This window comes from Arthrobacter crusticola, from assembly GCF_004357995.1.
In the GTDB taxonomy this organism is placed as follows: domain Bacteria; phylum Actinomycetota; class Actinomycetes; order Actinomycetales; family Micrococcaceae; genus Arthrobacter_D; species Arthrobacter_D crusticola.
Window position 1 is genome coordinate 306,638 of the sequence record NZ_SMTK01000004.1, and the last position, 22,577, is coordinate 329,214.

Sequence of the window (22,577 nt, forward strand, 5' to 3'; positions counted from 1 at the left end):
TCCACGAACCCAGCTACAAGGAGTCGACCATGCCCATCGCCACACCCGAAATCTACGCCGACATGATCGACCGCGCGAAGGCCGGTGGCTTCGCGTACCCGGCGGTGAACGTCACGTCGTCGCAGACCCTCAACGCCGCCATGCGCGGCTTCGCCGAGGCGGGTTCCGATGGGATCGTTCAGGTTTCGACGGGCGGGGCGGCCTACTGGTCCGGGGCCAGCGTGAAGGACATGGTCGCGGGCGCCCGGGGGTTCGCGGCCTTCGCCCACGAGGTGGCGAAGAAGTACGACGTCAACATCGCCCTCCACACGGACCACTGCCCCAAGGACAAGCTCGACGACTTCGTGCTGCCGCTCCTCGCGGCCTCCGAGGAAGCGGTCAAGGCCGGCGGCAACCCGCTGTTCCAGTCACACATGTGGGACGGCTCCGCCGAGACCCTCGAGGAGAACCTTCGGATCGCCCGCGAGATCCTGCCCCGGGCGGCCGCCGCCAAGATCATCCTCGAAGTGGAGATCGGCACCGTCGGCGGTGAGGAGGACGGGGTGGAGAACGCCATCAACGACAAGCTCTACACGACGGTAGAGGACGCCCTGGCCACTGTCGACGCCCTTGGCTCCGGCGAGCACGGGCGCTACATCACCGCCCTGACCTTCGGCAATGTCCACGGCGTCTACAAGCCCGGTGGAGTCAAGCTGCGCCCGGAGATCCTCAAGGACATCCAGCAGCAGGTCGGCTCCAAGCTCGGCAAGGACAAGCCCTTCGACCTGGTCTTCCACGGCGGCTCCGGCTCCAGCGAGCAGGAGATCGCCGACGCGGTCTCGTACGGAGTCATCAAGATGAACATCGACACCGACACCCAGTACGCGTTCACCCGCTCGGTGGCGGACCACATGCTGCGCAACTATGACGGCGTCCTGAAGGTCGACGGCGAAGTGGGCAACAAGAAGGTGTACGACCCCCGCGTCTGGGGCGCCTCGGCCGAAGCGGCCCTCGCCGCCCGCGTCGTCGAAGCGGCCCAGTCCCTGGGCTCGGCAGGAAAGAAGCTCTAGGGATGTCCGACGAATTCCGCAAGAACCTGCTCGGGCCCGAACCGACGTACCTGCCCGAGGAACCGGAGGTCGAGGCGCGGCTCAAGGCGGGCGACGAAGCGGTGGACCTGGCGGCGAAGCACCCGACGTCGTCGCTGGTGTGGGCCATCCTCGCCGACGAGGCCTATGCCGAGGGCCGCACCATCGAGTCCTATGCCTACGCCCGTACGGGCTACCACCGGGGCCTTGACGCGCTGCGCCGCAACGGCTGGCGCGGCGCTGGACCGGTGCCGTACTCCCATGGGCCCAACCGGGGTTTCCTGAGGTCCCTCTACGCCCTGGGCCGGGCCGCCGCCTCCATCGGTGAGATCGAGGAAGCGGAGCGGATTGCGGTATTCCTGCGGGAGTCCGACCCTGAGGCAAGCGCACAGCTCGGTTCCTGAACCCGCTAGAGCGCACCCACTCCACCGAACTACTCGTCTTTGCTCTTTCGGGAAACGAGTAGCGCGATCCCTTGTGAGCCCTCCACTGGACCGAAGACAGTTAAGGGAGTCGCCAAAGTGGCGGCTGGGTTTGTGGAAGCGGGTGTGCCGTGGCGGACAACAAGACAATTCCAACTCACCTTTTCACCGTGTCGGAGGTGGCCTCGATGATGCGGGTCTCCAAGATGACGGTCTATCGGCTGGTGCAATCGGGGGCAATTCACGGGATCCGTTTCGGGCGTTCCTACCGGGTCCCCGAGGACGCAGTTCAGCAGTACCTGGATGCGATGAATCCGGAGCGCCGCTCCGTGGGATAACCCTTCCGCAGGGGCAGCGCTCGGCGCTTGTCCGGGGAGGTCAAGTCGGGAGGTTGAGCCGCGATTGCCGAGCCGGCGGTTGAACCCAGTGGTCGACCATTCAGCTCAGCCGGTGCGCGAAATGGTGGTCACGACGCTGACGATCTGGGGTGCCGCCGGTGCGGAGCTGAAACCAAACCGGACCGCAGGCCGGAGCGGCGCGAGCGTCCCCAGGGACGCTCCGTGGAGTTCGGCTGAGGCGGCGGTGATGCTGCGGGCGGAGGTGACTCCGTAGTACTCGCGGCGGCCGTTGCCGGCCGAACCTGCGGTGCGGACCCCCGGCAGGAGCAGTGCCGCCGCCGGTGAGATCAGTGCGAGCCACCGGGGACTGGTGGCGAGGGCGCGGGGAACCAACCCCAACAGCCGTCCGAGCGGGGTGGGCGCTCCGAGGTCGGCGCTGAGACGAAGGCCGCCGGCTTCGACGGTGAGGTGCGAGGCGGACAGCGTCGCCCGGACCGGCACCACCTGGACCTCATCGAACGAGTAGGTCGACCCGACATAGGCGGCGATGTCCTCCGAGGGGGCCAGCAGGGTCCGGACGCCGCCGACGTCCTCCATCATGACGTCGGTGAAGGCGCCGAAGGGCGACTCGTCCCATCGGCCCACCACCAGCCGGGTGCCCGAGGCGGTGCCGACGCCGGCGATATGTCCTCTAAATCGGTCCATTGCACCATTGTGCAGCGCCTTCACCGTGCGCTCGGCTAAACTTGGGACGTAAGAGCCCCTGATGCGGCCGGGAACGGACGCATGTCCGGGGGCATTCTCATGACGGCAGCGGCTGCATCCGAACCGCACCCCGCGCCGCCACAATGGGGGAGGATCCCATGCCTGCGATTGTGATTGTCGGAGCCCAGTGGGGCGATGAAGGTAAAGGCAAGGCCACCGACCTGCTCGGCAGCCGTGTCGACTACGTGGTCAAGCCCAACGGAGGCAATAACGCCGGGCACACCGTGGTCGTCGGAGGCGAGAAGTATGAGCTGAAGCTCCTTCCCGCCGGCATTCTCAGCCCGAACGCCATCCCCATCATCGGCAACGGCTGCGTGATCAACCTCGAGGCGCTGTTCGACGAGATCGACGGACTCGAGGCCCGGGGTGCAGACACCTCCAAGCTGAAGATCTCGGCCAACGCGCACCTCGTCGCGCCGTACCACCAGGTGCTCGACAAGGTGACCGAGCGTTTCTTGGGCAAGCGCGCCATCGGCACGACCGGCCGCGGTATCGGCCCCGCCTACATGGACAAGGTCGCCCGGCTTGGCCTGCGCGTCCAGGACGTCTTCGACGAGTCGATCCTGCGCCAGAAGGTCGAAGGCTCCCTGAAGCAGAAGAACGAACTGCTCGTCAAGGTCTACAACCGCCGCGGCGTGGAGGTGGACGAGATCGTCTCGTACTTCCTGTCCTATGCCGAGCGCCTGCGGCCCCTGGTGGTCGATTCGACCTTCGTCCTCAACGAGGCGCTCGACGAGGGCAAGGTCGTGCTCATGGAGGGCGGCCAGGCCACCTTCCTCGATGTCGACCACGGCACCTACCCGTTCGTCACCTCGTCCAACCCGACGGCGGGCGGCGCGTCGGTCGGCTCGGGCATCGGCCCGACCCGCATCACCCGCGCCGTGGGCATCATCAAGGCCTACACCACGCGCGTCGGCGCCGGTCCGTTCCCCACCGAGCTCTTCGACGACATGGGCCTCTACCTGCAGAAGACGGGCGGAGAGTTCGGCGTGAACACCGGGCGCCCGCGCCGCACCGGCTGGTACGACGCCGTGCTCGCGCGTCACGCGGCCCGCGTCAACGGCTTCACCGACTACTTCGTGACGAAACTTGACGTCCTCACGGGCATCGAGCGCATTCCCGTCTGCGTCGCCTACGACGTCGACGGCGTACGCCACGACGAGATGCCCATGACCCAGACCGAGTTCCACCACGCGAAGCCCATCTTCGAGTACTTCGAGGGGTGGACCGAGGACATCACCGGTGCCCGCAGCATCGAGGACCTGCCGGACAACGCGCAGGTCTACGTGCGGGCGCTCGAGAAGATGTCGGGGACCCGGTTCTCGGCCATCGGCGTCGGCCCGGACCGCGACCAGACCATCGTGGTGAACGACCTCATCTCCGGCTGAGGCGGCGCCCCGGGCCCCCGGGCCCGGGGTGTCACCAGCCCCGGGTTCCCGGCCCGCCCTTGAAGGGCCCGACGATCCTCGCGGTGACCCAGCCGCCGTAGAAGTCCCCGGCCTGCGCGGTGACCTGTTCACCGTTCACGGTGCAGAGATCCATCGCCCCCGGGTACACAGCGACGCGGCCGGCGAGTTCCTCGTAGCCGGCCGAGGGAGAGGGATAGGCCCAGGCCGCCCGTGCCGCGCGCCGCCCGCGGCCGACGACGTCGAAGTAGGCCGCGGTGCCCTTGAACTCGCAGAAGGAACTTCCCTCCGCCGCCTCAAGCGCCCCGGGCGCGAAGTCCGCGGCCGGCAGGTAGTACACCGGCGGATGGCTCGTCTCCAGGACCCGCAGGGCCGAGGAGGTCCGAAGGATCTCCTCGCCGCCGAACCGCACGACGATCTCCTCGGTGCTCGCCTCCAAGCGTGGCGGCCTCGGATAGTCCCAGACGGATTCCTGGCCGGGACCGGGGACTGCGCGTCGAATGCTCATGGCCCAACGCTAACCTTTAGCAACCCGCCGCGCAGTCTGTAGGCTGGTGCACAGGGGACAGCGACGCGGAGGCGGGGAATATGAAAGTCAGCGTAGGGCAGTTCCGGCCGAGCGGGGACGTGCAGGCAAACCTTAAGGTGATGCGGAAGCTGGCCCGGAAGGCCAGGTCCGACGGTGCGGAGCTCATCGTGTTCCCGGAAGAGTCGATGTTCAGCATCGGCAAGGTCACCGGCCCGCTGCAGGCTGCCGTCGAGGGCAGCTGGAGCACCTTCGTGCAGCAGCTCTCCTTCCTGGCCGCGGAACTCGATATCGCCATCGTGGCGGGTGGTTATGAGTCGAGCGGGGAGGAACGCCCCTACAACACGCTCGTGCTGATCGACCGGACCGGCCGGATCACCGACACCTACCGGAAGCTTCACCTCTACGATGCGTTCAGCTATCAGGAGTCAAAGCGGATCAAACCCGGCGACGGCGGACTCACCGTCGTGCCGCTCGGGGAGATGTCCGTGGGGCTGATGACCTGCTACGACGTCCGGTTCCCCGAGCAGGCCCGGGCGCTCGCCGACGCCGGCGCCGACCTGATCTGCGTGCCGGCGGCCTGGTTCCAGGGCGAGCACAAAATCGAGCACTGGGAGACCCTCCTCAAGGCCCGCGCCATCGAGAACACCGTCTGGATCGCCGCGGCCGGCACCTCGAGCGACCACACTATCGGCCACTCGGCCATCCTGGACCCGATGGGCGTCCCGCACGCCTTCCTCGAACACGAGTCCGAGGCCGTCGTGACCACGGAGGTCACCCGGCACCGGGTCGACGACGTCCGCGAGTTCCTTCCCGTGCTGCGCAACCGCCGCTTCGGGCCCAACGAGGCGATCGTCGACGCGCACTAGGACCGCGGCTTCCGCTCAGGACGCCGGGGAGGCGGCCGGGGCGAACACCGTCCGCTCCAGGAAGCCGTTGCGGAACTTGCCCTGCGGATCCCAGGCGCCGGCCAGCGCCCTGAAATCCTCGAGGCGCGGGTACAGGCGCTCGAGCGGGCCGGCCTGCCCGGTGAACAGCTTGCCCCAGTGCGGCCGGGCCGCAAAGGGGGCAAGGCTGGACTCGAGCTCGGGCAGGAACGCCTCGACCTCGGCCTGCAGGGGCTTCCATGTGAAGTGCAGGCCGATTCCGGACCGGCCGTAGTTGCCGCTGAGCCACAGACGATCGGCCGCCATGGTGCGGATCTCCGAGATCTGGAGCAGCGGTGCGAGCTTCGGGGCGAGGGAGCGGACGGCGTCGATCGCCGCCAGTGCGTGCTCGGAACCGACCAGATATTCGGACTGCAGTTCCGCTCCGCTGCTGGGGGTGAAGGCGAGCCGGAAGTGGGCGAGGCGGTCCGACCAGGGCCCGGGAACGCCCAGCTGCTGCGTGCAGTTCACCGGGGACATGCCGGGGACCGGGTGCAGCGGCTCCTCTGCCCTCGTCCCGCCGAAGAACGCCTCCGCGGCCGGGGCACCGTCGTCCGCGGAGGTCCGTGACTTCAGCCAGGCTTGGCTGACCGTGTCGCCGGCCCAGTCGGTGAAGAGGCTGACGCTGTAGGCGGCGCCGGTGACCTCCTCGAAGCGGTCGAGCACGCGGGCCCACGGCAGGTCGGTGTAGGCGTCCTGGCGGACTGGAAAGGACGGCTCGACGTCGAGGGTGAGCCGGGTCATGATTCCGAGCGCCCCAAGGTTCACCACCATGCCCTCAAAATCCGGGTCTTCGCCCCGCCGCGCGGTGCGCAGGTCCCCGGAGGCCGTGACGAACTCGATGGCCGCCACAGCGGTGGCAAGATTCCCGTTGCCGTTCCCTGAGCCGTGGGTTGCCGTGGCGACCGCTCCGGCGACGGAGATGTGGGGCAGGGAGGCGAGGTTGCCGAGGGCGAAACCCTGCCGCTGGAGTTCGGCGGCGAGTTCACCGTAGCGGGTGGCCGCGCCGACGCTCACGGTTCGCCCTGCGCCGTCGACGCTGATGTCCGCGGGCAGGTGCTCAAGGGATACCAGCGTGCCGGTGGTGTCCGCGATGTCGTTGAAGGAATGGCGGCTGCCGAGCGCACGCACCGAGGACGCCGCGGCCACAATTTCCCGGAGGGCGTCCACCCCGGTGGGCCGTTCAAGGCGTTCCTGCCGGTAGCCCAGGTTGCCGGCCCAGTTGTACTCACGTGTTTTGTACTCACTGGCCGGCTGCCCGATTCTCCGGTGTGCGATGTCCATGTGCTCAGTCCTCAGGTCGTCTCTACGGCGCCGCCGCCGATGCCCCGCTCAGAAATCCGGCTCCGTGCGGTGGCAGGTCCGGACTACTCTAGGGACATTTCTTCTTTCCTACAACGTTATAGACTGCGGACTATCCAACCGCCGGCTCCGGGCCGGCCGGCACGAAGGAGTCCCCATGGCGGCAACAATCCGCGACGTCGCCCAGGCTGCGGGCGTCTCGATCAAGACGGTCTCGAACGTCATGAACGACTACCCCCATATCCGCCCGGACACGAAGCAGCGGGTTCTCGATGCCGTCGAAATGCTCCACTACAGCCCCAACCAGTCGGCGCGCAGCCTGCGCTCGGGGAAGACAGGTGTCCTGGGTCTTGCGGTGCCGGAGCTTTCCCTCTCCTACTTCGCCGAACTCGCTGACGCCGTCATCCGGGCGGCGGAGGCCCGCGGGCTCAAGGTCCTGATTGAGCAGACCGGAGGTGACCGGGACCGGGAACTGGAACTGCTCGCCAGCCCGCGCCTGCAGCTGACCGACGGGCTCCTGTTCAGCCCGCTGGGCATGGCGAACGAGGACGCGGAGAGCCTTTCGGTCGGGTTTCCGCTCGTGCTGCTGGGAGAGCGCATCTTCGGCGGGCCGACCGACCACGTCACAATGCGCAATGTTGAGGCGGCCCGAGCGGCCACCGACCATCTACTGTCGAAAGGCAGGCGCCGGATCGCCGTCGTCGGCGCCCACGAAGGGGAGGTGATCGGATCCGCCGGACTCCGGCTGCAGGGTTACCGCAATGCGCTCGAGGCTGCGGAAGTTCCCTACGACCCGGCCCTCATCGCGCACACGACTCTGTGGCACCGTGCCAATGGCGCCACAGCTATGCGCGAGCTGCTGTCCACAGGGGTGGACTTCGACGCGGTGTTCGGGCTGAACGACACCTTGGCGCTGGGTGCGATGCGGGTGCTCCAGGAGAGCGGACGGCGCATCCCCCGGGACGTCGCGGTCATCGGTTTCGACGACCTTGACGAAGCCCAGTACTCTCTTCCGACCCTCTCAACGATCGACCCGGGCCGGACGGAGATCGCCGAAACGGCGGTGGCCGTCCTCGCTGAACGGATCGCCGATCCGCGCAGCGGATTGGCTCCCCGGGAGATCCAGGCGCAGTTCCGCGTTGTGGAGCGGGAATCCACCGCGTCCTGATCTTCCGACCCGCGGAAAATGAATTACGGCGCTGCCCTTGACAGCTCCCACCGGCACTCGGCATGCTTCTTCTACATCGTTTACCTATAACGATGTAAATCGGAGCCGCCCGCTGGTTCCCCCGCCGGCACCGGCGGTGGATCGGGGTGGCAACGGTCCGAATCAAGGGAGATTCGAACGGGCGCTGGGATCCAGCTGCTTCCCGGGCTGATCCTCCTCCCCGCAGCATCCTGGCTTCCCGCTTCCGGCGGTGCCACGGTGGCTGAGAACCGCGAGAGGACACACATCATGAAAGCTCCAATCCTTTCCATGGCCGGCTTTGCCGCTGCCGCAGGCCTGGCCCTGACCGGATGCTCGGCAGGAGGCGGAGAATCCGCGGCCAAGGCGTCCTGCACCAACACCATCGTCAACAAAGAGGCCCCGCAGGTGACGGTGTGGGCCTGGTACCCGGCTTTCGAGCAGATCGTTGACACCTTCAACGAAACCAATGACGACGTCCAGGTGTGCTGGACCAATGCCGGCCAGGGAAATGACGAATACACGAAGTTCTCCACCGCCATCGAATCGGGCTCCGGCGCCCCGGATGTGATCATGCTCGAATCCGAGGTGCTCTCAAGCTTCTCCATCCGGGATGCGCTCGTTGACCTGTCGGAGTACGGCGCCGCCGAGGTCAAGGACAACTACACGGAGGGAGCGTGGAAGGACGTCACCAGCGGCGACGCCGTCTACGCAATTCCGGTCGACGGCGGCCCCATGGGCATGATCTACCGTCAGGACCTCTTCGAAAAGCACGGTATCGCCGTTCCGAAGACCTGGGACGAGTTCGCCACTGCGGCCCAGCAGTTGAAGGACGCCGGCGGGGAGGGCGTCCTGACGAACTTCCCGACGAACGGCCGGGCCTTCAGCCAGGCCCTGTTCGCCCAGAACGGGTCGGTGCCCTTCGAGTACGACTCCACGAAACCCACCGAGATCGGCATCAACGTCAACGACGCCGGCTCCAAGGAAGTCCTCGAGTACTGGGATTCGCTGGTGAAGAAGGGCCTCGTCACCACCGATGACGCCTTCACGGCCGACTACAACACAAGCCTCGTCGACGGCACCTACGCCGTGTACCTGGCAGCGGCGTGGGGGCCTGGCTACCTGCAGGGCCTCTCCGACGCGGACGAGGACGCGGTCTGGCGTGCGGCGCCACTGCCGCAGTGGGATGCCGCGGCACCGGTCCAGGTCAACTGGGGTGGATCGACCTTCGCGGTGACGAGCCAGGCGAAGGACAAGGAGCTTTCGGCGAAGGTCGCCAAGGAGATCCTGGGGACCGACGAGGCCTGGAAGATCGGAGTCGAGGAGAGCGCGCTGTTCCCCTCCTACACCCCCGTCCTCGAGTCCGAGGAGTTCGCCCAGACCGAGTACCCGTTCTTCGGCGGGCAGAAGGTCAACGAGGACGTCTTCCTCGAGGCGGCGGCAGGCTACGAAGGCGCGACCTTCAGCCCGTTCCAGAACTACGCCTATGACCAGCTGACCGAGCAGCTTTACGCCATGGTGCAGGGGGAGAAGGACGGCAGCAAGGCGCTCGATGACCTCCAGGCGAGCCTTGAGCAGTACGCCAAGGAACAGGGCTTCACCCTGAAGTAGAAGGACCGGCGTCCTGCTGCCGCCCGCTCCGGCAGCAGGACGCCCCGCCAGCACGGCCCAACCCAAAGGATTCACCGACAATGGCTACTACCATCGCGCCCGTCACGGCCAGGCCGCCGAGCACTCCCCGGAAAACCCGCCCCGACCTCAAAGACCGCCGACGCCAGCGCTGGGGCTGGCTGTTCGTGGCACCCTTCGCCGTCGTCTTCCTCGCCTTCCTGATCCTTCCCCTGCTCTACGCCTTCCAGATGAGCCTGATGACCAGCACGCTGGCCACCGGCACCAACTTCGTCTGGTTCGACAACTACGCCAAGGCCTTCACGGATCCGATCTTCCTCGGCGGCCTGCTGCGCGTGGGCAGGTTCGCACTGATCATGATCCCAGCGCAGATGCTCGTGGCGCTCGCCGCGGCCCTCGTCCTGGACAACCTCTCGACCTGGGCCTCGAAGTTCTCCCGGCTGCTGATCTTCGTCCCCTACGCCATCCCCGTGGTGATCGGGGCCCTGATGTGGGGCTTCCTCTACAGCCCGCGCTTCGGGCCGGCCGGCGACCTGTTCGGGCTCCTGGGGCTGGATTCCCCGGACTTCCTGGCCCAAGGCAGCATCTTCGCCTCCCTCGTGAACATCGTGACCTGGCAGTGGGCCGGGTACTACATGATCATCATCTACGCGGCGCTCCGCGGGATCGACCCGGGAATCTACGAGGCGGCAGTGCTGGACGGCGCCTCGGGCCTGCAGATCGCGCTGCGTGTGAAGGTCCCGATGATCGCCTCATCGATGGTGATGGTGCTGATCTTCGCCCTCATTGGAACCCTCCAGTTCTTCACCGAGCCCCAGGTCCTCCGGGCCGTGGCGCAGGGAGCCATCCCGGTGTCCTACACCCCCAATATGTACGCCTACTCGCTGGCCTTCTCCTACAGCCAGTTCAACTACGCCTCCGCGATTTCCTTCGCGCTCGGCATCGTGGTGTTCATCGGCTCCTACTTCTTCCTCTTCCTGACCCGCAAGCAGAGCGGACTGAAATAAATGGCACTTGTAACCTCAACCCCCGCGGTACCCGACGGGGATGTGCGCCGGACCCGTGCAGTGCGTGCCGGGCGGACCGGCGGGCGCCGGATCGGTTCGCACATCTTCCTGCTGGTCCTCGTGATCTACTTCATCACCCCGCTCTGGTGGCTCACCGTTGCGAGCACCAAGGACACGGCCGGGCTCTTCACCGGAAGCGGCGGCCCGCTCTGGTTCGATGACAGCTTCAGCTTCTTCGACAATATCGCCGGACTCTTCCAGCACCAGGACGGAATCTACTGGCGCTGGCTGGGCAACTCGTTCCTCTACGCCCTCTCCGGCGGAGTGGGAGCAACCATCCTTTCGGTGCTCGCCGGCTACGGTTTCGCGAAATACCGCTTCCGGGGCCGGAACGCCTTCTTCGCGCTCCTGCTGGGGGCGGTGATGGTTCCCATGACGGCACTCGTGATCCCCACCTTCGTCCTGCTCAGCGAAATCGGCCTGATCAACACCATCTGGGCCGTCATCCTGCCGTCGCTGCTCAGCCCCTTCGGCGTCTACCTGATGAGGGTGTACACCCAGGAGGCCATCGCCGACGAACTCCTCGATGCCGCCCGGGTCGACGGGGCCGGTGAACTGCGGACCTTCTTCCAGGTCTCGCTGCCGCTGCTCCGCCCGGCCATCGTGACGGTGCTCCTGCTCTCGGTCGTGGGCACCTGGAACAACTTCTTCCTGCCGCTGGCAGTCCTCAGCGACCCGCTGCTGCTGCCCGTCACCGTTGGCCTCAACAACTGGCAGGCGCTGTCCAACGCCGGCGCCGGCGGGGAGCAGGTCTGGAACCTGATCGTCACGGGTGCCTTCATCTCCATCCTGCCGCTCATCATCGCCTTCCTGTCACTCCAGAAGTACTGGCAGGGCGGCCTTTCGCTGGGCTCCCTCAAATAGCGGGCCTCCAGCTTTCCCGGCGCTTCCTCCAAACCCGCGGCCGGCCAGCCGGTCCACCGACCCCGAAAGGGATTTCATGAACGACTCAGTGACCACCCCATCAGTGAATACAGCACACCTCACCCTCGATCCCCACTTCACGGTCGGGCCCATCAACCGCCGCCTCTTCGGCTCCTTCGTCGAACACCTCGGCCGCTGCGTCTACGACGGCATCTACGAGCCCGGCCATGCCACGGCAGACTCCGAAGGGTTCCGTGAGGACGTCATCGCCCTCGTCCAGGAACTCGGCGTCTCGGCGATCCGCTACCCAGGCGGAAACTTCGTCTCGGGCTTCCGCTGGGAAGACAGCGTCGGCCCCCGCGAGGACCGGCCCGTCCGGCTCGACCTCGCCTGGCACTCCACCGAAACCAACCAGGTGGGCCTCCACGAGTTCTCCTCATGGCTGGAGAAGGTCGGCAGCGAACTCATGCTCGCAGTGAACCTCGGAACCCGCGGCACCCTCGAAGCGCTCGACCTGCTCGAGTACACGAACATCGACAAGGGAACCGCGCTCGCCGACCGCAGGATGGGCAACGGCAAGGCGGACCCGTTCGGGGTAAAGATGTGGTGCCTCGGCAACGAGATGGACGGCCCCTGGCAGCTCGGCCACCGGTCCGCCGAGGACTACGGGAAGCTCGCCTCCCAGACCGCAAAGGCCATGCGCCAGCTCGATCCCTCGGTTGAGCTCGTCGCCTGCGGCTCCTCAAGCGCCTCCATGCCCACCTTCGGGGAGTGGGAGCGGACGGTGCTCACCCACGCCTACGACGACGTCGACTACATCTCCTGCCACGCCTACTACGAGGAGAAGAACGGCGACCTCGGCTCGTTCCTCGCCTCGGCCGTCGACATGGACCGCTTCATCGAATCGGTCGTCGCGACGGCGGACCACGTCAAGGCGGTCCGCGGCAGCAGCAAGACCATCAACATTTCCTTCGACGAATGGAACGTCTGGTACATCGAGCGCTACCACGGTGTGGACAAGATCGAGGGCATCGACAACTGGCCGGTGGCGCCGCGCCTGCTTGAAGACCGCTACTCCGTCGCGGACGCCGTCGTGTTCGGCAATCTCCTGATCTCCCTGCTCAAGCACGCGGACCGTGTCACCTCTGCCTCCCTGGCCCAGCTGGTGAACGTGATCGCCCCCATCATGACCGAGCCGGGCGGGCCGGCCTGGCGCCAGACCACCTTCTACCCCTTCGCCCTCACCTCCCGGCTGGCCCAGGGGTCGGTGCTTGAGGTGAAGCTCGACGCCGGCACTTATGACACGGCTGTCTACGGCACCGTGCCGCTCGTCGACGCGGTGGCAACCCACGACGCCGGCGCCGGCACGGCGGCGGTCTTCCTGGTGAACCGGTCGCAGACCGAGGAAGCCACTGTGACGATCGATTCCGCGGGCCTGGAGTCGCTCCGGCTGATCGAGGCACACACCCTCGCCGACGAGGACTTCTATGCGGCAAACACCCTGCAGGAGCCGGAGCGGGTCGGCCTCGTTTCCAACGACACCGCCTCGGTCTCGGGCTCCACGGTCACCGTGACGCTGCCCCCGGTGTCCTGGACCGCGCTGGCCCTCGCCCGGTGATGGCTGCCTCCACGGGCCGGTCCGCAGGGGCCGGGTCCGGGGGTGCTCCGCATCGCCGGTGTGCAGTAGCGTTTCCGCAATGACGGGAAATAACTCCGGGGAAGCGGTGCGGCCCCCACGCGGGGCGAACATCCGCGATGTGGCGCGCGCTGCCGGCGTCTCCCATCAAACGGTCTCCCGGGTCATCAACGGCCATCCGAGCCTGCGCGAGGAGACCCGGCAGCGGGTTGTCGAGGCGATGGAGCAGCTTGCCTTCCGGCCCAACCGCGCGGCGCGCGCCCTGGTGACCAGCCGGTCCCGGATCCTCGGGGTCCTGGTGTCCAACGGCCTGGAATACGGGCCGGCGGCGAGCCTTCAGGCGATCGAGGCAGCAGCGGCCGACGCCGGCTATTCGATCGACATCGCCAACCTCGAAGGAACCGACCGCGACTCGATCGTCGCGGCCCTGGACCGCCTGATGGACCACGCCGTCGAAGGCCTCGTCATCCTCGCCCCCCAGTCACGGTCGCTGAAGGTAATCGAGGACCTCTCGATCCGGTTGCCCTTCGTGACGGTCCACTCGACGGGCCGCTTCGTCGACCACCGCCTCTCGGTCGACCAGCTCAGTGGCGCGCGCCTCGCGACACGCCACCTGCTGGAACTGGGGCACCGCTCGATCCTCCACCTGGCCGGTCCCGAGGGTTGGGTGGAGACCGCGGCGCGGCTCCAGGGGTACCGGGAGGAGATGGCTGCCTGGCAGGTGCCGGCACTGGAGGCTCCGGAGGGGGACTGGACCGCGGAGTCGGGATACCGCATCGGGAAAAAGCTCATGGCGGGACGCTCCTTCAGCGCCGTGTTTTCCTCAAACGACCAGATGGCGCTCGGCATGGTCCACGCGCTCGCCGAGGCGGGCCTCCGGGTTCCGCAGGACGTGAGCGTCGTAGGATTCGACGACATCCCGGAAGCCGCGCACTACCTGCCGCCGCTCACCACGGTGCGCCAGGATTTCCCGGAGCTTGGCCGGCGCTGCGTCGCCGCCCTACTGGGACTGCTCGTCGGAGAACCCTCCCTGTCGCCGGGCGATGTCGTCCCGGAACTGATCATCCGCGGTTCGACGGCTCCCGTGGCCGCCCGGACCGACTGAGACCCGGCTTCCCGGCCGGACCTCCGACCACAGGGCCGCGGGAGATGCCCGCCCTCCTGTTACCAAACCGTTACCCACCTATCCCGACCCTACCCGGCAACGCGCATGTATCGTGGCACGAACAGTGGATGTGACCGTTCACATAGATGCCGCCGAGCAGGTCGACTGTCCGTCATCCACCAGTACCACCCGAAGACAATGAGGTTTTTCCAGTGAGTGAAGCGTCCCCCACCCTTCCCCCCGTCCCGCACGCGGCGCCCGGCTTCCCGGCGTCCCGCCCTCGGCAGGGCAGCAGTGACAAGTACGTCATCGGCATCGACTACGGCACGCTCTCCGGCCGTGCCGTCGTGGTGCGCGTGAGCGATGGCGCCGAGGTCGGTTCGGCAGTTACCGAATACCCGCACGCCGTCATGGACACGGTCCTTGCCACCACCGGCGCACCGCTTCCCCCCGACTGGGCGCTGCAGGTGCCCGCGGACTACGTCGAGGTGCTCCGCACCGCCGTCCCCGCAGCGGTGCGCGACGCCGGCATCCCACCCGAGGACGTCGTCGGCGTGGGAACGGACTTCACTGCCTGCACGATGATCCCCACCACCGCCGACGGCACCCCGCTCAATGAACTGCCCGGGTACGCCTCCCGTCCCCATGCCTACGTGAAGCTCTGGAAGCACCACGCCGCACAGGGCCAGGCCGACCGCATCAACGAACTCGCCCGGCAGCGCGGTGAAACCTGGCTGCCCCGGTACGGCGGGCTGATCTCCAGCGAATGGGAGTTCGCCAAGGGACTGCAGCTCCTCGAGGAGGACCCCGAGCTCTACTCCCGCATGGACCACTGGGTTGAAGCCGCCGACTGGATTGTCTGGCAGCTGACCGGCCGCTACGTCCGCAACGCCTGCACCGCAGGCTACAAGGGCATCCTCCAGGACGGCGCCTACCCCTCCCGGGAATTCCTCTCGGCGCTGAACCCGGACTTCGCCTCCTTCGCCGAGGATAAGGTCGAGCACCCCATCGGTGCGCTCGCCTCCGCCGCCGGCACACTCTCCGCGGAGGCCGCCGGCTGGACCGGGCTCCCGGAGGGCATCGCCGTCGCAGTGGGCAATGTCGACGCCCACGTCACCGCGCCCGCGGCGCAGGCCACCGACCCCGGTCAGATGGTCGCCATCATGGGAACCTCGACCTGCCACGTGATGAACTCCGAGGCGCTCCGGGAGGTCCCCGGGATGTGCGGCGTCGTCGACGGCGGGATCGTCGAGGGACTGTACGGCTACGAGGCCGGACAGTCGGGGGTGGGAGACATCTTCGCCTGGTTCGTCGAGAACCAGGTTCCCGCGGACGTCTCCGCGGAGGCGGCACGGACAGGACTCAGCGTGCACGAGTACCTGACCGAGCGGGCCCGGCACGAACCCGTCGGCGCCTCGGGCCTGATCGCCCTCGACTGGCACTCCGGCAACCGTTCGGTCCTCGTCGACCACGAGCTCTCCGGCCTGGTCGTGGGGCTGACCCTCGCCACCGCACCGCACGAGGTGTACCGGGCGCTCCTTGAGGCGACGGCCTTCGGCACCCGGAGGATCGTCGAGGCCTTCAACGACTCAGGCGTCCCGGTGACCGAATTCGTGGCGGCAGGTGGGCTCATCCGGAACTCCTTCCTGATGCAGACCTACGCGGACGTGTTGAATCTGCCCATCTCCGTCATCGGCAGCGCCCAGGGCCCGGCGCTCGGCTCCGCCATCCATGCCGCTGTCGCCGCGGGAGAGTACCCGGACATCTCCGCAGCCGCCGGGGCGATGGGCCGCCTGCAGCGGGCGGCGTTCACCCCCGATCCCGGCAGGGCCGAGGCCTACACCGCGCTGTACGCCGAGTACCGGGAGCTTCACGACTACTTCGGCCGCGGCGGCAATAACGTGATGCGCAGGCTCAAGGCGATGCGGCGCTCCGCCCTTTCGGTTTCCTCGGTGCAGGCGGTGTCGGCATGAACGACAACAGTGCCGCCCTTGAGGAGGCAATCGCCCGCACCCGCAAGGAGGTCGCCGACCTGCACGCCGAACTCGTGCGCTACGGGCTGGTCGTGTGGACGGGCGGCAACGTCTCGGGCCGCGTCCCCGGAGCGGACCTGTTCGTCATCAAGCCCAGCGGGGTCGGCTACGACGAGCTCACCGCCGACAACCAGATCCTCTGCACGCTCGATGGCACCGTCGTCGCGGGAACCGCGGGATGTGAACGTTCACCCTCGAGTGACACGGCCGCCCACGCCTATGTGTACCGGCATCTTCCCGAGGTGGGCGGGGTGGTCCACACCCACTCGACCTACGCCACCGCCTGGGCGGCCCGCGGCGAGGCGATCCCCTGCGTCCTCACGGCGATGGCCGACGAGTTCGGCGGAGAGGTGCCGGTCGGCCCGTTCGCCGTCATCGGTGATGACTCCATCGGCAGGGGCATCGTCGAAACCCTGGCAGGGCACCGGTCGCGGGCCGTGTTGATGAAGAACCACGGCCCCTTCACCATCGGCAAGGACGCCCGCGATGCCGTCAAGGCCGCCGTCATGCTCGAAGACGTCGCCCGCACCGTGCATCTCTCCCGCCAGCTGGGAGAGCCGACGGCGATCGCCGCAACGCACGTCGATTCCCTGTTCGACCGCTACCAGAACGTCTATGGCCAGCCCGCACCGGCCTCAACCACAGCAGGAGCAAACTGATGGCCCCCCTCAGCACCACCCTCGACAGCTACGAGATCTGGTTCCTCACCGGCAGCCAGGACCTTTACGGCGAGGAGACCCTCGCCCAGGTGGAGACGCAGTCCCAGGAGATCGTGAAGATCCTCAACGACTCGGGACTGCCCGTGAAGGTCGTCTGGAAACCCACCCTCAAGGACTCGGATTCGATCCGCAGGATGGCACTGGAGGCCAATGCGGCCGACGGCGCGATCGGGGTCATGGCCTGGATGCACACCTTCAGCCCCGCCAAGATGTGGATTGCCGGCCTCGATGCTCTGCGCAAGCCGCTGCTCCACCTGCACACCCAGATCAACGTCGCCCTGCCCTGGGCCACAATCGACTTCGACTTCATGAACCTTAACCAGGCCGCCCACGGCGACCGCGAGTTCGGGTACATCCAGTCGCGGCTCGGCGTGCCCCGCAAGACCGTCGTCGGGCACGTCACCAATCCCGCCGTCACCGCCCAGGTCTCAAGCTGGCAGCGCGCCTGCGCCGGCTGGGCCGCCGTTCACGAACTGAAGGTCGCCCGCTTCGGCGACAACATGCGCAACGTCGCCGTCACCGAGGGGGACAAGACCGAGGCCGAACTGCGCTTCGGCGTCTCGATCAACACCTGGGGCGTTAACGACCTCGTCGAGGTGGTCGACGCCCAGCCGGAGCACCTCATCGACGAGCTCGTCGCCGAATACGAGGAAAGCTACGACGTCGCACCTGTTCTGCTGCGCGGCGGCGATCGCCACGAATCGCTGCGCTACGGCGCCCGCCTCGAACTGGGCCTTCTCGCCTTCCTCGAAGCCGGCGGCTTCGGCGCCTTCACGACGAGTTTCGAGGACCTCGGCGGCCTGCGCCAGCTTCCCGGCCTCGCCGTGCAGCGGCTCATGGCCAAGGGCTACGGCTTCGGCGCCGAAGGCGACTGGAAGACCGCTGTCCTGGTGCGCGCCGCGAAGGTCATGGGTGCAGGCCTGCCCGGCGGCGCCTCGCTGATGGAGGACTACACCTACCACCTCGTCCCGGGGGAGGAGAAGATCCTCGGCGCCCACATGCTCGAGATCTGCCCGACCCTGACCACGGCGCGTCCCTCCCTCGAGGTGCACCCCCTGGGCATCGGCGGCCGGGAGGACCCGGTCCGGCTCGTGTTCGACACCGACCCCGGACCCGGCGTCGTCGTCGCCCTCTCCGACATGCGCGACCGCTTCCGGCTCACCGCCAACGCCGTCGACGTCGTACCCCCTGACGCGCCGCTGCCGAACCTTCCGGTGGCCCGGGCCGTCTGGAAACCCGCTCCGGACCTCGCGACCTCGGCCGCGGCCTGGCTCAGCGCCGGTGCCGCCCACCACACGGTGCTCAGCACGGCGGTCGGACTCGACGTCTTCGAGGACTTCGCCGTGATCGCCGAAACAGAACTCCTGCGCATCGACGACTCGACGACCCTGCGGGAATTCCAGCGCGAACTGCGCTGGAACGCGGCCTACTACCGGCTCGCCTCAAAACTGTAATCACCGCAGCAACCCCGGGCGACGGCGCCCGGGCCGACGAAAGGGAAACCCCGATGAACAAGAACTTCCTCAAGGGCATCGCCGCAGCCGGCGTGCTCGCGCTCAGCCTGAGCGCCTGCGGCGGCAGCCGCGGCGCGAGCGCCGAAGCAGAAGGCGGCGGAGGCTCGAACGAAGGCGCCAAGATCGGCGTCGCGATGCCGACCCAGCAGTCCGAACGCTGGATCGCCGACGGCGAGAACGTCAAGAGCCAGCTCGAGGAACTCGGCTACGAGGTCGACCTCCAGTACGCGAACGACGACATCCCCACCCAGGTCTCCCAGATCGAAAACATGATCAACGGCGGCGCGAAGGCCCTCGTGATCGCCTCGATCGACGGCACCACCCTCACCAGCGTCCTCGACACCGCCGAATCGCAGGACATCCCCGTCATCGCCTATGACCGCCTGATCAACGGCTCTGAGACCGTCGACTACTACACGACGTTCGACAACTTCGAGGTCGGCGTCCAGCAGGCGACCTCCCTGCTGACCGGGCTCGGCGTGCTCGACGAAAACGGCGAGGAAACCGGCGAGAAGGGGCCTTTCAACGTCGAGCTCTTCGCCGGAAGCCCCGACGACAACAACGCCACCTTCTTCTGGGACGGTGCCATGGAGGTCCTTCAGCCCCACCTCGACAGCGGCGTGCTGACGGTCCCCAGCGGCCAGACCGACTTCGAGCAGGCCGCGATCCTGCGCTGGCTCCCCGACACCGCCCAGGACCGCATGGAGGACCTGCTGACCGTCGGCGAAGGCAAGCGCCTCGACGGCGTCCTCTCGCCCTACGACGGTCTGTCCATCGGCATCATTTCGGCCCTGACCTCCGGCGGGTACTCCAAGGACGACCTCCCCGTGGTCACAGGCCAGGACGCCGAGGTCGGCTCGGTGAAGTCCATCATGGCCGGCGAGCAGTACTCGACGATCTTCAAGGACGTCCGGGAACTCGGCAAGCGCGCCGTCACCATGGTCGATTCGCTGATGAAGGGCGAGGAGCCGGAGGTCAACGACGAGGAGACCTACGACAACGGCGAGAAGATCGTTCCCTCCTACCTGCTCGAATCGGAGATCGTCACCAAGGACAACTACGAGAAGAGCCTGGTCGAAACCGGCTACTACACCGAAGACGACCTGAAGTAGCACGGCCCGAACCAAGCACAGTGCCGGGCGGTGGTGATGCCGCCCGGCCTGCTGTTCAGCACATCGAATCACTCAAACTTCCAAAGGACGCTCAATGACCGAGCACATTCTTGAGATGCGTGGGATCAGCAAGACGTTCCCCGGGGTCAAGGCCCTCTCCGACGTCAACCTCGCGGTGTCGCGGGGTGAGGTCCATGCGATCTGCGGTGAGAACGGCGCAGGCAAGTCGACCCTCATGAAGGTGCTGTCCGGCGTCTACCCGCACGGCACCTACGAGGGCGACATTCGATTCGACGGCGAAGCCGTCTCCTTCAAGGACATCAAGGACAGCGAGCACAGTGGCATCGTGATCATTCACCAGGAGCTGGCGCTGTCGCCGTACCTCTCCGTCGCTGAGAACATCTTCCTTGGCAACGAGCGCTCGAGCCGGGGCTTCATCGACTGGAATGAAACCAATGTCGAGGCCGCCAAGCTGCTCAAGCGCGTCGGGCTGACGCTCAATCCGGTGGTGCGGGCCGGCGATATCGGGGTCGGCAAGCAGCAGCTCGTGGAGATCGCCAAGGCGCTGTCGAAGAACGTGAAGCTGCTCATCCTCGATGAACCGACAGCCGCGCTCAATGACGAGGACTCCGCGCACCTGCTGGGCCTGGTGAAGGGGCTGCGTGATGAAGGGGTCACCTCCATCATCATCAGCCACAAGCTCAATGAGATCCGCGCCATCGCCGACTCCGTGACGATCCTGCGCGACGGCAGGACCATCGAGACGCTGAGCCTCCACGATGGTTCGGTCACCGAGGACCGCATCATCAAGGGCATGGTCGGCCGCGAGCTGAAGAACCGCTACCCGGAGCGCAAGCCCTCGATCGGAGCCGAAATCCTTCGGGTCGAAGACTGGACCGTGCACCACCCGCAGGAGCACTCGCGGGTCATCGTCGACCGCGCGAACCTCAGCGTGCGGGCCGGGGAGATCGTCGGCGTCGCGGGCCTGATGGGCGCCGGACGGACCGAACTTGCCATGAGCATCTTCGGGCGCAGCTACGGCTCGAACATCTCCGGAAAGCTGTACAAGGACGGAAAGGAAATCTCGGTCCGCACTGTCAGCGAGGCCATCCGCCACGGCATCGCCTACGCCACCGAGGACCGCAAGCGGTACGGGCTGAACCTCCTCGACGACATCAAGCGCAATATCTCCGGCGCCGCGCTGGGCAAGCTCGCCCGTCGCGGCTGGGTCGACAGCGGCCGCGAAGCGGTCGTGGCCGGGGGATACCGGACCTCGATGAACATCAAGGCGCCCTCGGTCACCTCCGTGACGGGGAAGCTCTCGGGAGGGAACCAGCAGAAGGTGGTGCTCTCCAAGTGGATGTTCGCCGATCCGGATGTGCTCATCCTCGATGAGCCCACGCGCGGGATCGACGTCGGCGCCAAGTACGAGATCTACACGATCATCAATTCGCTTGCGGCCCAGGGTAAGGCGGTGGTCGTCATCTCCTCGGAGCTGCCGGAACTGCTTGGCATCTGCGACCGCATCTACACCCTCGCCGAGGGCTCGATCACCGCCGAGGTACCGATAGGCGAGGCGACGCCCGAGCTCCTCATGCAGCACATGACAAAGGAAAAGGACTGAACCCCATGGCTTCGACCCTTACCGACGCCGTTCTCAAGCCCGCGGCGCCCACACTGACCGATGCGGGAAGGTTCCTTGCGAGCAGGCTCCGGCAGATCGGCATATTCGTAGCGCTCCTGGTGATCGTTACGCTGTTCCAGCTGCTGACCGCCGGAAAGCTGCTGCAGCCGGACAACGTCTCCAACATCATCGTGCAGAACAGCTACATCCTGCTGCTCGCGATCGGCATGGTGATGATTATCGTCGCCGGGCACATCGACCTCTCCGTGGGCTCCGTCGCCGCATTCGTGGGCGCCATGTCCGGCATCATGATCCAGGACTGGAACCTGCCCTGGTGGCTCGCCTTCACCGCCTCGCTCGTCATCGGCGGCCTGGTCGGGGCGTGGCAGGGATTCTGGGTCGCCTACATGGGGATCCCCGCGTTCATCGTGACCCTCGCTGGAATGCTTGTTTTCCGCGGGCTCACGCAGATCACCCTCGAAAACCGGCGGATCACGGGGTTCCCCGCCGAGTACCGGCAGCTTGGCGGCGGGTTTCTGTTCCCCGGACTTTTCCCGGCCGACACGAACATCCTCGACTGGACCACCGTGGGCCTCGGCCTCCTCGCCGCCGGGCTGCTCATCGGCAGCCAGCTGCGCGGAAGGGCGACGCGCGCCAAGCTGAAGCTCGATGACGAACCCATGGCCTGGTTCGCGACGAAGCTCGCCTTCGGCGCCGTCGTCATCCTCGGCCTGACCTACCTGCTGGCCAGCTCGCGCAGCGGAACCCCCATCGTCCTCGTGGTGCTGGGACTCCTGGTGGTGACCTACAGCGCAGTGATGGGCAACAGCGTCTTCGGCCGCCACATCTATGCCCGGGGCGGCAACCTCCAGGCAGCACAGCTCTCGGGGGTCAACACCAAGAAGATCGACTTCTACCTGTTCGTCAACATGGGTGTGCTCGCCGCGCTGGCGGGGCTGATCTTCACGGGCCGCCTCAACTCGGCGGGTCCCGGTGCCGGAAACCTCTTCGAGCTCGACGCGATCGCCGCAGCCTTTATCGGCGGAGCGGCGGTCACCGGAGGGGTGGGAACGGTGATCGGCGCCATCACGGGCGGGCTCATCATGGGTGTGCTCAACAACGGCATGTCCCTGCTCGGGGTGGGGAGTGACTACCAGCAGTTCATCAAGGGAATGGTGCTCCTGCTGGCCGTTGGCTTCGACGTCTTCAACAAGCGGCGTGCGTCGAGCGCACTCAAATAAAAAAACCGGCGGGCCGCGTAACCTTTGCGGCACCGCCGACGATTACCTGTGTGTAAGTGCCGCACCGAGGCTTATCCCCCATAGAGTCTCGGTGC

19 protein-coding genes and 1 pseudogene are annotated in these 22,577 nt (G+C 66.9%); 17 read left to right on the forward strand and 3 right to left on the reverse strand.

The window, feature by feature from the left end:
* The first annotated feature begins 29 nt into the window (after positions 1–29).
* The 3 genes and pseudogenes from fbaA to E2F48_RS13175 all read left to right on the forward strand — a co-directional run bounded on the left by fbaA (position 30) and on the right by E2F48_RS13175 (position 1,827).
* Positions 30–1,049 carry a class II fructose-bisphosphate aldolase gene (gene fbaA, locus E2F48_RS13165; RefSeq protein WP_133404418.1) on the forward strand — a complete coding sequence of 340 codons (1,020 nt, stop codon included), beginning with the start codon at positions 30–32 and terminating at the stop codon, positions 1,047–1,049.
* A 2-nt stretch (positions 1,050–1,051) separates the two neighbouring features.
* Positions 1,052–1,471 carry a DUF3151 domain-containing protein gene (locus E2F48_RS13170; RefSeq protein WP_133404419.1) on the forward strand — a complete coding sequence of 140 codons (420 nt, stop codon included), beginning with the start codon at positions 1,052–1,054 and terminating at the stop codon, positions 1,469–1,471.
* 142 nt (positions 1,472–1,613) lie between these two features.
* Positions 1,614–1,827: pseudogene (locus E2F48_RS13175) on the forward strand (helix-turn-helix domain-containing protein).
* Positions 1,828–1,932: 105 nt separating this feature from the next.
* On the opposite strand, the gene E2F48_RS13180 reads toward E2F48_RS13175, so the two are convergent.
* Positions 1,933–2,532 (reverse strand): hypothetical protein, encoded by a 600-nt coding sequence (locus E2F48_RS13180; RefSeq protein ID WP_133404420.1) that lies wholly within the window; start codon positions 2,530–2,532, stop codon positions 1,933–1,935.
* A gap of 158 nt (positions 2,533–2,690) precedes the next feature.
* Between E2F48_RS13180 and E2F48_RS13185 the strand changes: the two genes are divergently transcribed.
* Complete coding sequence (locus E2F48_RS13185) at positions 2,691–3,980, forward strand: adenylosuccinate synthase (RefSeq protein ID WP_133404421.1); 1,290 nt, start codon at positions 2,691–2,693, stop codon at positions 3,978–3,980.
* A 31-nt stretch (positions 3,981–4,011) separates the two neighbouring features.
* On the opposite strand, the gene E2F48_RS13190 is transcribed toward E2F48_RS13185, so the two are convergent.
* Positions 4,012–4,506 (reverse strand): DUF427 domain-containing protein, encoded by a 495-nt coding sequence (locus E2F48_RS13190; protein WP_133404422.1) that lies wholly within the window; start codon positions 4,504–4,506, stop codon positions 4,012–4,014.
* A gap of 80 nt (positions 4,507–4,586) precedes the next feature.
* Between E2F48_RS13190 and E2F48_RS13195 the strand changes: the two genes are divergently transcribed.
* Positions 4,587–5,393: a carbon-nitrogen hydrolase family protein gene (locus E2F48_RS13195; RefSeq protein WP_133404423.1), complete on the forward strand. Its 807-nt coding sequence runs from the start codon at positions 4,587–4,589 to the stop codon at positions 5,391–5,393.
* Between the two features lie 15 nt (positions 5,394–5,408).
* Here E2F48_RS13195 and E2F48_RS13200 read toward each other — a convergent pair whose 3' ends face one another.
* Positions 5,409–6,734 (reverse strand): FAD-binding protein, encoded by a 1,326-nt coding sequence (locus E2F48_RS13200; RefSeq protein ID WP_133404424.1) that lies wholly within the window; start codon positions 6,732–6,734, stop codon positions 5,409–5,411.
* Positions 6,735–6,909: 175 nt separating this feature from the next.
* On the opposite strand from E2F48_RS13200, the gene E2F48_RS13205 reads away from it, so the two are divergent.
* The 12 genes from E2F48_RS13205 to mmsB all read left to right on the forward strand — a co-directional run bounded on the left by E2F48_RS13205 (position 6,910) and on the right by mmsB (position 22,482).
* Entirely contained in the window at positions 6,910–7,920 is a 1,011-nt protein-coding gene (locus tag E2F48_RS13205) for a LacI family DNA-binding transcriptional regulator (protein ID WP_133404425.1), read from the forward strand.
* Positions 7,921–8,208: 288 nt separating this feature from the next.
* The gene (locus tag E2F48_RS13210; RefSeq protein ID WP_133404426.1) at positions 8,209–9,549 is read left to right on the forward strand and encodes an ABC transporter substrate-binding protein; all 1,341 of its coding nucleotides are present in this window, start codon (positions 8,209–8,211) and stop codon (positions 9,547–9,549) included.
* Between the two features lie 80 nt (positions 9,550–9,629).
* A complete protein-coding gene (locus E2F48_RS13215) occupies positions 9,630–10,574 on the forward strand; it encodes a carbohydrate ABC transporter permease (protein ID WP_133404427.1) in 945 nt (314 codons plus the stop codon).
* Complete coding sequence (locus E2F48_RS13220) at positions 10,575–11,498, forward strand: carbohydrate ABC transporter permease (protein WP_133404428.1); 924 nt, start codon at positions 10,575–10,577, stop codon at positions 11,496–11,498.
* A gap of 76 nt (positions 11,499–11,574) precedes the next feature.
* Positions 11,575–13,116 carry an arabinosylfuranosidase ArfA gene (arfA, locus tag E2F48_RS13225; protein WP_281274805.1) on the forward strand — a complete coding sequence of 514 codons (1,542 nt, stop codon included), beginning with the start codon at positions 11,575–11,577 and terminating at the stop codon, positions 13,114–13,116.
* A 79-nt stretch (positions 13,117–13,195) separates the two neighbouring features.
* Complete coding sequence (locus E2F48_RS13230; RefSeq protein ID WP_133404429.1) at positions 13,196–14,239, forward strand: LacI family DNA-binding transcriptional regulator; 1,044 nt, start codon at positions 13,196–13,198, stop codon at positions 14,237–14,239.
* A 308-nt stretch (positions 14,240–14,547) separates the two neighbouring features.
* Positions 14,548–16,212 carry a ribulokinase gene (gene araB, locus E2F48_RS13235; protein ID WP_246019029.1) on the forward strand — a complete coding sequence of 555 codons (1,665 nt, stop codon included), beginning with the start codon at positions 14,548–14,550 and terminating at the stop codon, positions 16,210–16,212.
* On the forward strand, positions 16,209–16,931 hold the full coding sequence (locus E2F48_RS13240) for an L-ribulose-5-phosphate 4-epimerase (protein WP_133404431.1): 723 nt from the start codon (positions 16,209–16,211) through the stop codon (positions 16,929–16,931). The genes araB and E2F48_RS13240 overlap by 4 nt, the downstream gene beginning before the upstream one ends.
* Entirely contained in the window at positions 16,931–18,445 is a 1,515-nt protein-coding gene (gene araA, locus E2F48_RS13245) for an L-arabinose isomerase (protein ID WP_133404432.1), read from the forward strand. The genes E2F48_RS13240 and araA overlap by 1 nt, the downstream gene beginning before the upstream one ends.
* A 53-nt stretch (positions 18,446–18,498) precedes the next feature.
* The gene (gene chvE, locus E2F48_RS13250; protein ID WP_133404433.1) at positions 18,499–19,617 is read left to right on the forward strand and encodes a multiple monosaccharide ABC transporter substrate-binding protein; all 1,119 of its coding nucleotides are present in this window, start codon (positions 18,499–18,501) and stop codon (positions 19,615–19,617) included.
* Positions 19,618–19,711: 94 nt separating this feature from the next.
* The gene (mmsA, locus tag E2F48_RS13255; RefSeq protein ID WP_133404434.1) at positions 19,712–21,241 is read left to right on the forward strand and encodes a multiple monosaccharide ABC transporter ATP-binding protein; all 1,530 of its coding nucleotides are present in this window, start codon (positions 19,712–19,714) and stop codon (positions 21,239–21,241) included.
* 5 nt (positions 21,242–21,246) lie between these two features.
* Positions 21,247–22,482: a multiple monosaccharide ABC transporter permease gene (gene mmsB, locus E2F48_RS13260; protein WP_133404435.1), complete on the forward strand. Its 1,236-nt coding sequence runs from the start codon at positions 21,247–21,249 to the stop codon at positions 22,480–22,482.
* Positions 22,483–22,577: the final 95 nt, after the last annotated feature.

What these genes read in the sequence shown, in the direction of transcription:
- fbaA (WP_133404418.1), top strand. Translation starts at nt 30, where the DNA reads ATGCCCATCGCCACACCCGAAATCTACGCCGACATGATCGACCGCGCG.
- E2F48_RS13170 (WP_133404419.1), top strand. Translation starts at nt 1,052, where the DNA reads ATGTCCGACGAATTCCGCAAGAACCTGCTCGGGCCCGAACCGACGTAC.
- E2F48_RS13180 (WP_133404420.1), bottom strand. Translation starts at nt 2,532, where the DNA reads ATGGACCGATTTAGAGGACATATCGCCGGCGTCGGCACCGCCTCGGGC.
- E2F48_RS13185 (WP_133404421.1), top strand. Translation starts at nt 2,691, where the DNA reads ATGCCTGCGATTGTGATTGTCGGAGCCCAGTGGGGCGATGAAGGTAAA.
- E2F48_RS13190 (WP_133404422.1), bottom strand. Translation starts at nt 4,506, where the DNA reads ATGAGCATTCGACGCGCAGTCCCCGGTCCCGGCCAGGAATCCGTCTGG.
- E2F48_RS13195 (WP_133404423.1), top strand. Translation starts at nt 4,587, where the DNA reads ATGAAAGTCAGCGTAGGGCAGTTCCGGCCGAGCGGGGACGTGCAGGCA.
- E2F48_RS13200 (WP_133404424.1), bottom strand. Translation starts at nt 6,734, where the DNA reads ATGGACATCGCACACCGGAGAATCGGGCAGCCGGCCAGTGAGTACAAA.
- E2F48_RS13205 (WP_133404425.1), top strand. Translation starts at nt 6,910, where the DNA reads ATGGCGGCAACAATCCGCGACGTCGCCCAGGCTGCGGGCGTCTCGATC.
- E2F48_RS13210 (WP_133404426.1), top strand. Translation starts at nt 8,209, where the DNA reads ATGAAAGCTCCAATCCTTTCCATGGCCGGCTTTGCCGCTGCCGCAGGC.
- E2F48_RS13215 (WP_133404427.1), top strand. Translation starts at nt 9,630, where the DNA reads ATGGCTACTACCATCGCGCCCGTCACGGCCAGGCCGCCGAGCACTCCC.
- E2F48_RS13220 (WP_133404428.1), top strand. Translation starts at nt 10,575, where the DNA reads ATGGCACTTGTAACCTCAACCCCCGCGGTACCCGACGGGGATGTGCGC.
- arfA (WP_281274805.1), top strand. Translation starts at nt 11,575, where the DNA reads ATGAACGACTCAGTGACCACCCCATCAGTGAATACAGCACACCTCACC.
- E2F48_RS13230 (WP_133404429.1), top strand. Translation starts at nt 13,196, where the DNA reads ATGACGGGAAATAACTCCGGGGAAGCGGTGCGGCCCCCACGCGGGGCG.
- E2F48_RS13240 (WP_133404431.1), top strand. Translation starts at nt 16,209, where the DNA reads ATGAACGACAACAGTGCCGCCCTTGAGGAGGCAATCGCCCGCACCCGC.
- araA (WP_133404432.1), top strand. Translation starts at nt 16,931, where the DNA reads ATGGCCCCCCTCAGCACCACCCTCGACAGCTACGAGATCTGGTTCCTC.
- chvE (WP_133404433.1), top strand. Translation starts at nt 18,499, where the DNA reads ATGAACAAGAACTTCCTCAAGGGCATCGCCGCAGCCGGCGTGCTCGCG.
- mmsA (WP_133404434.1), top strand. Translation starts at nt 19,712, where the DNA reads ATGACCGAGCACATTCTTGAGATGCGTGGGATCAGCAAGACGTTCCCC.
- mmsB (WP_133404435.1), top strand. Translation starts at nt 21,247, where the DNA reads ATGGCTTCGACCCTTACCGACGCCGTTCTCAAGCCCGCGGCGCCCACA.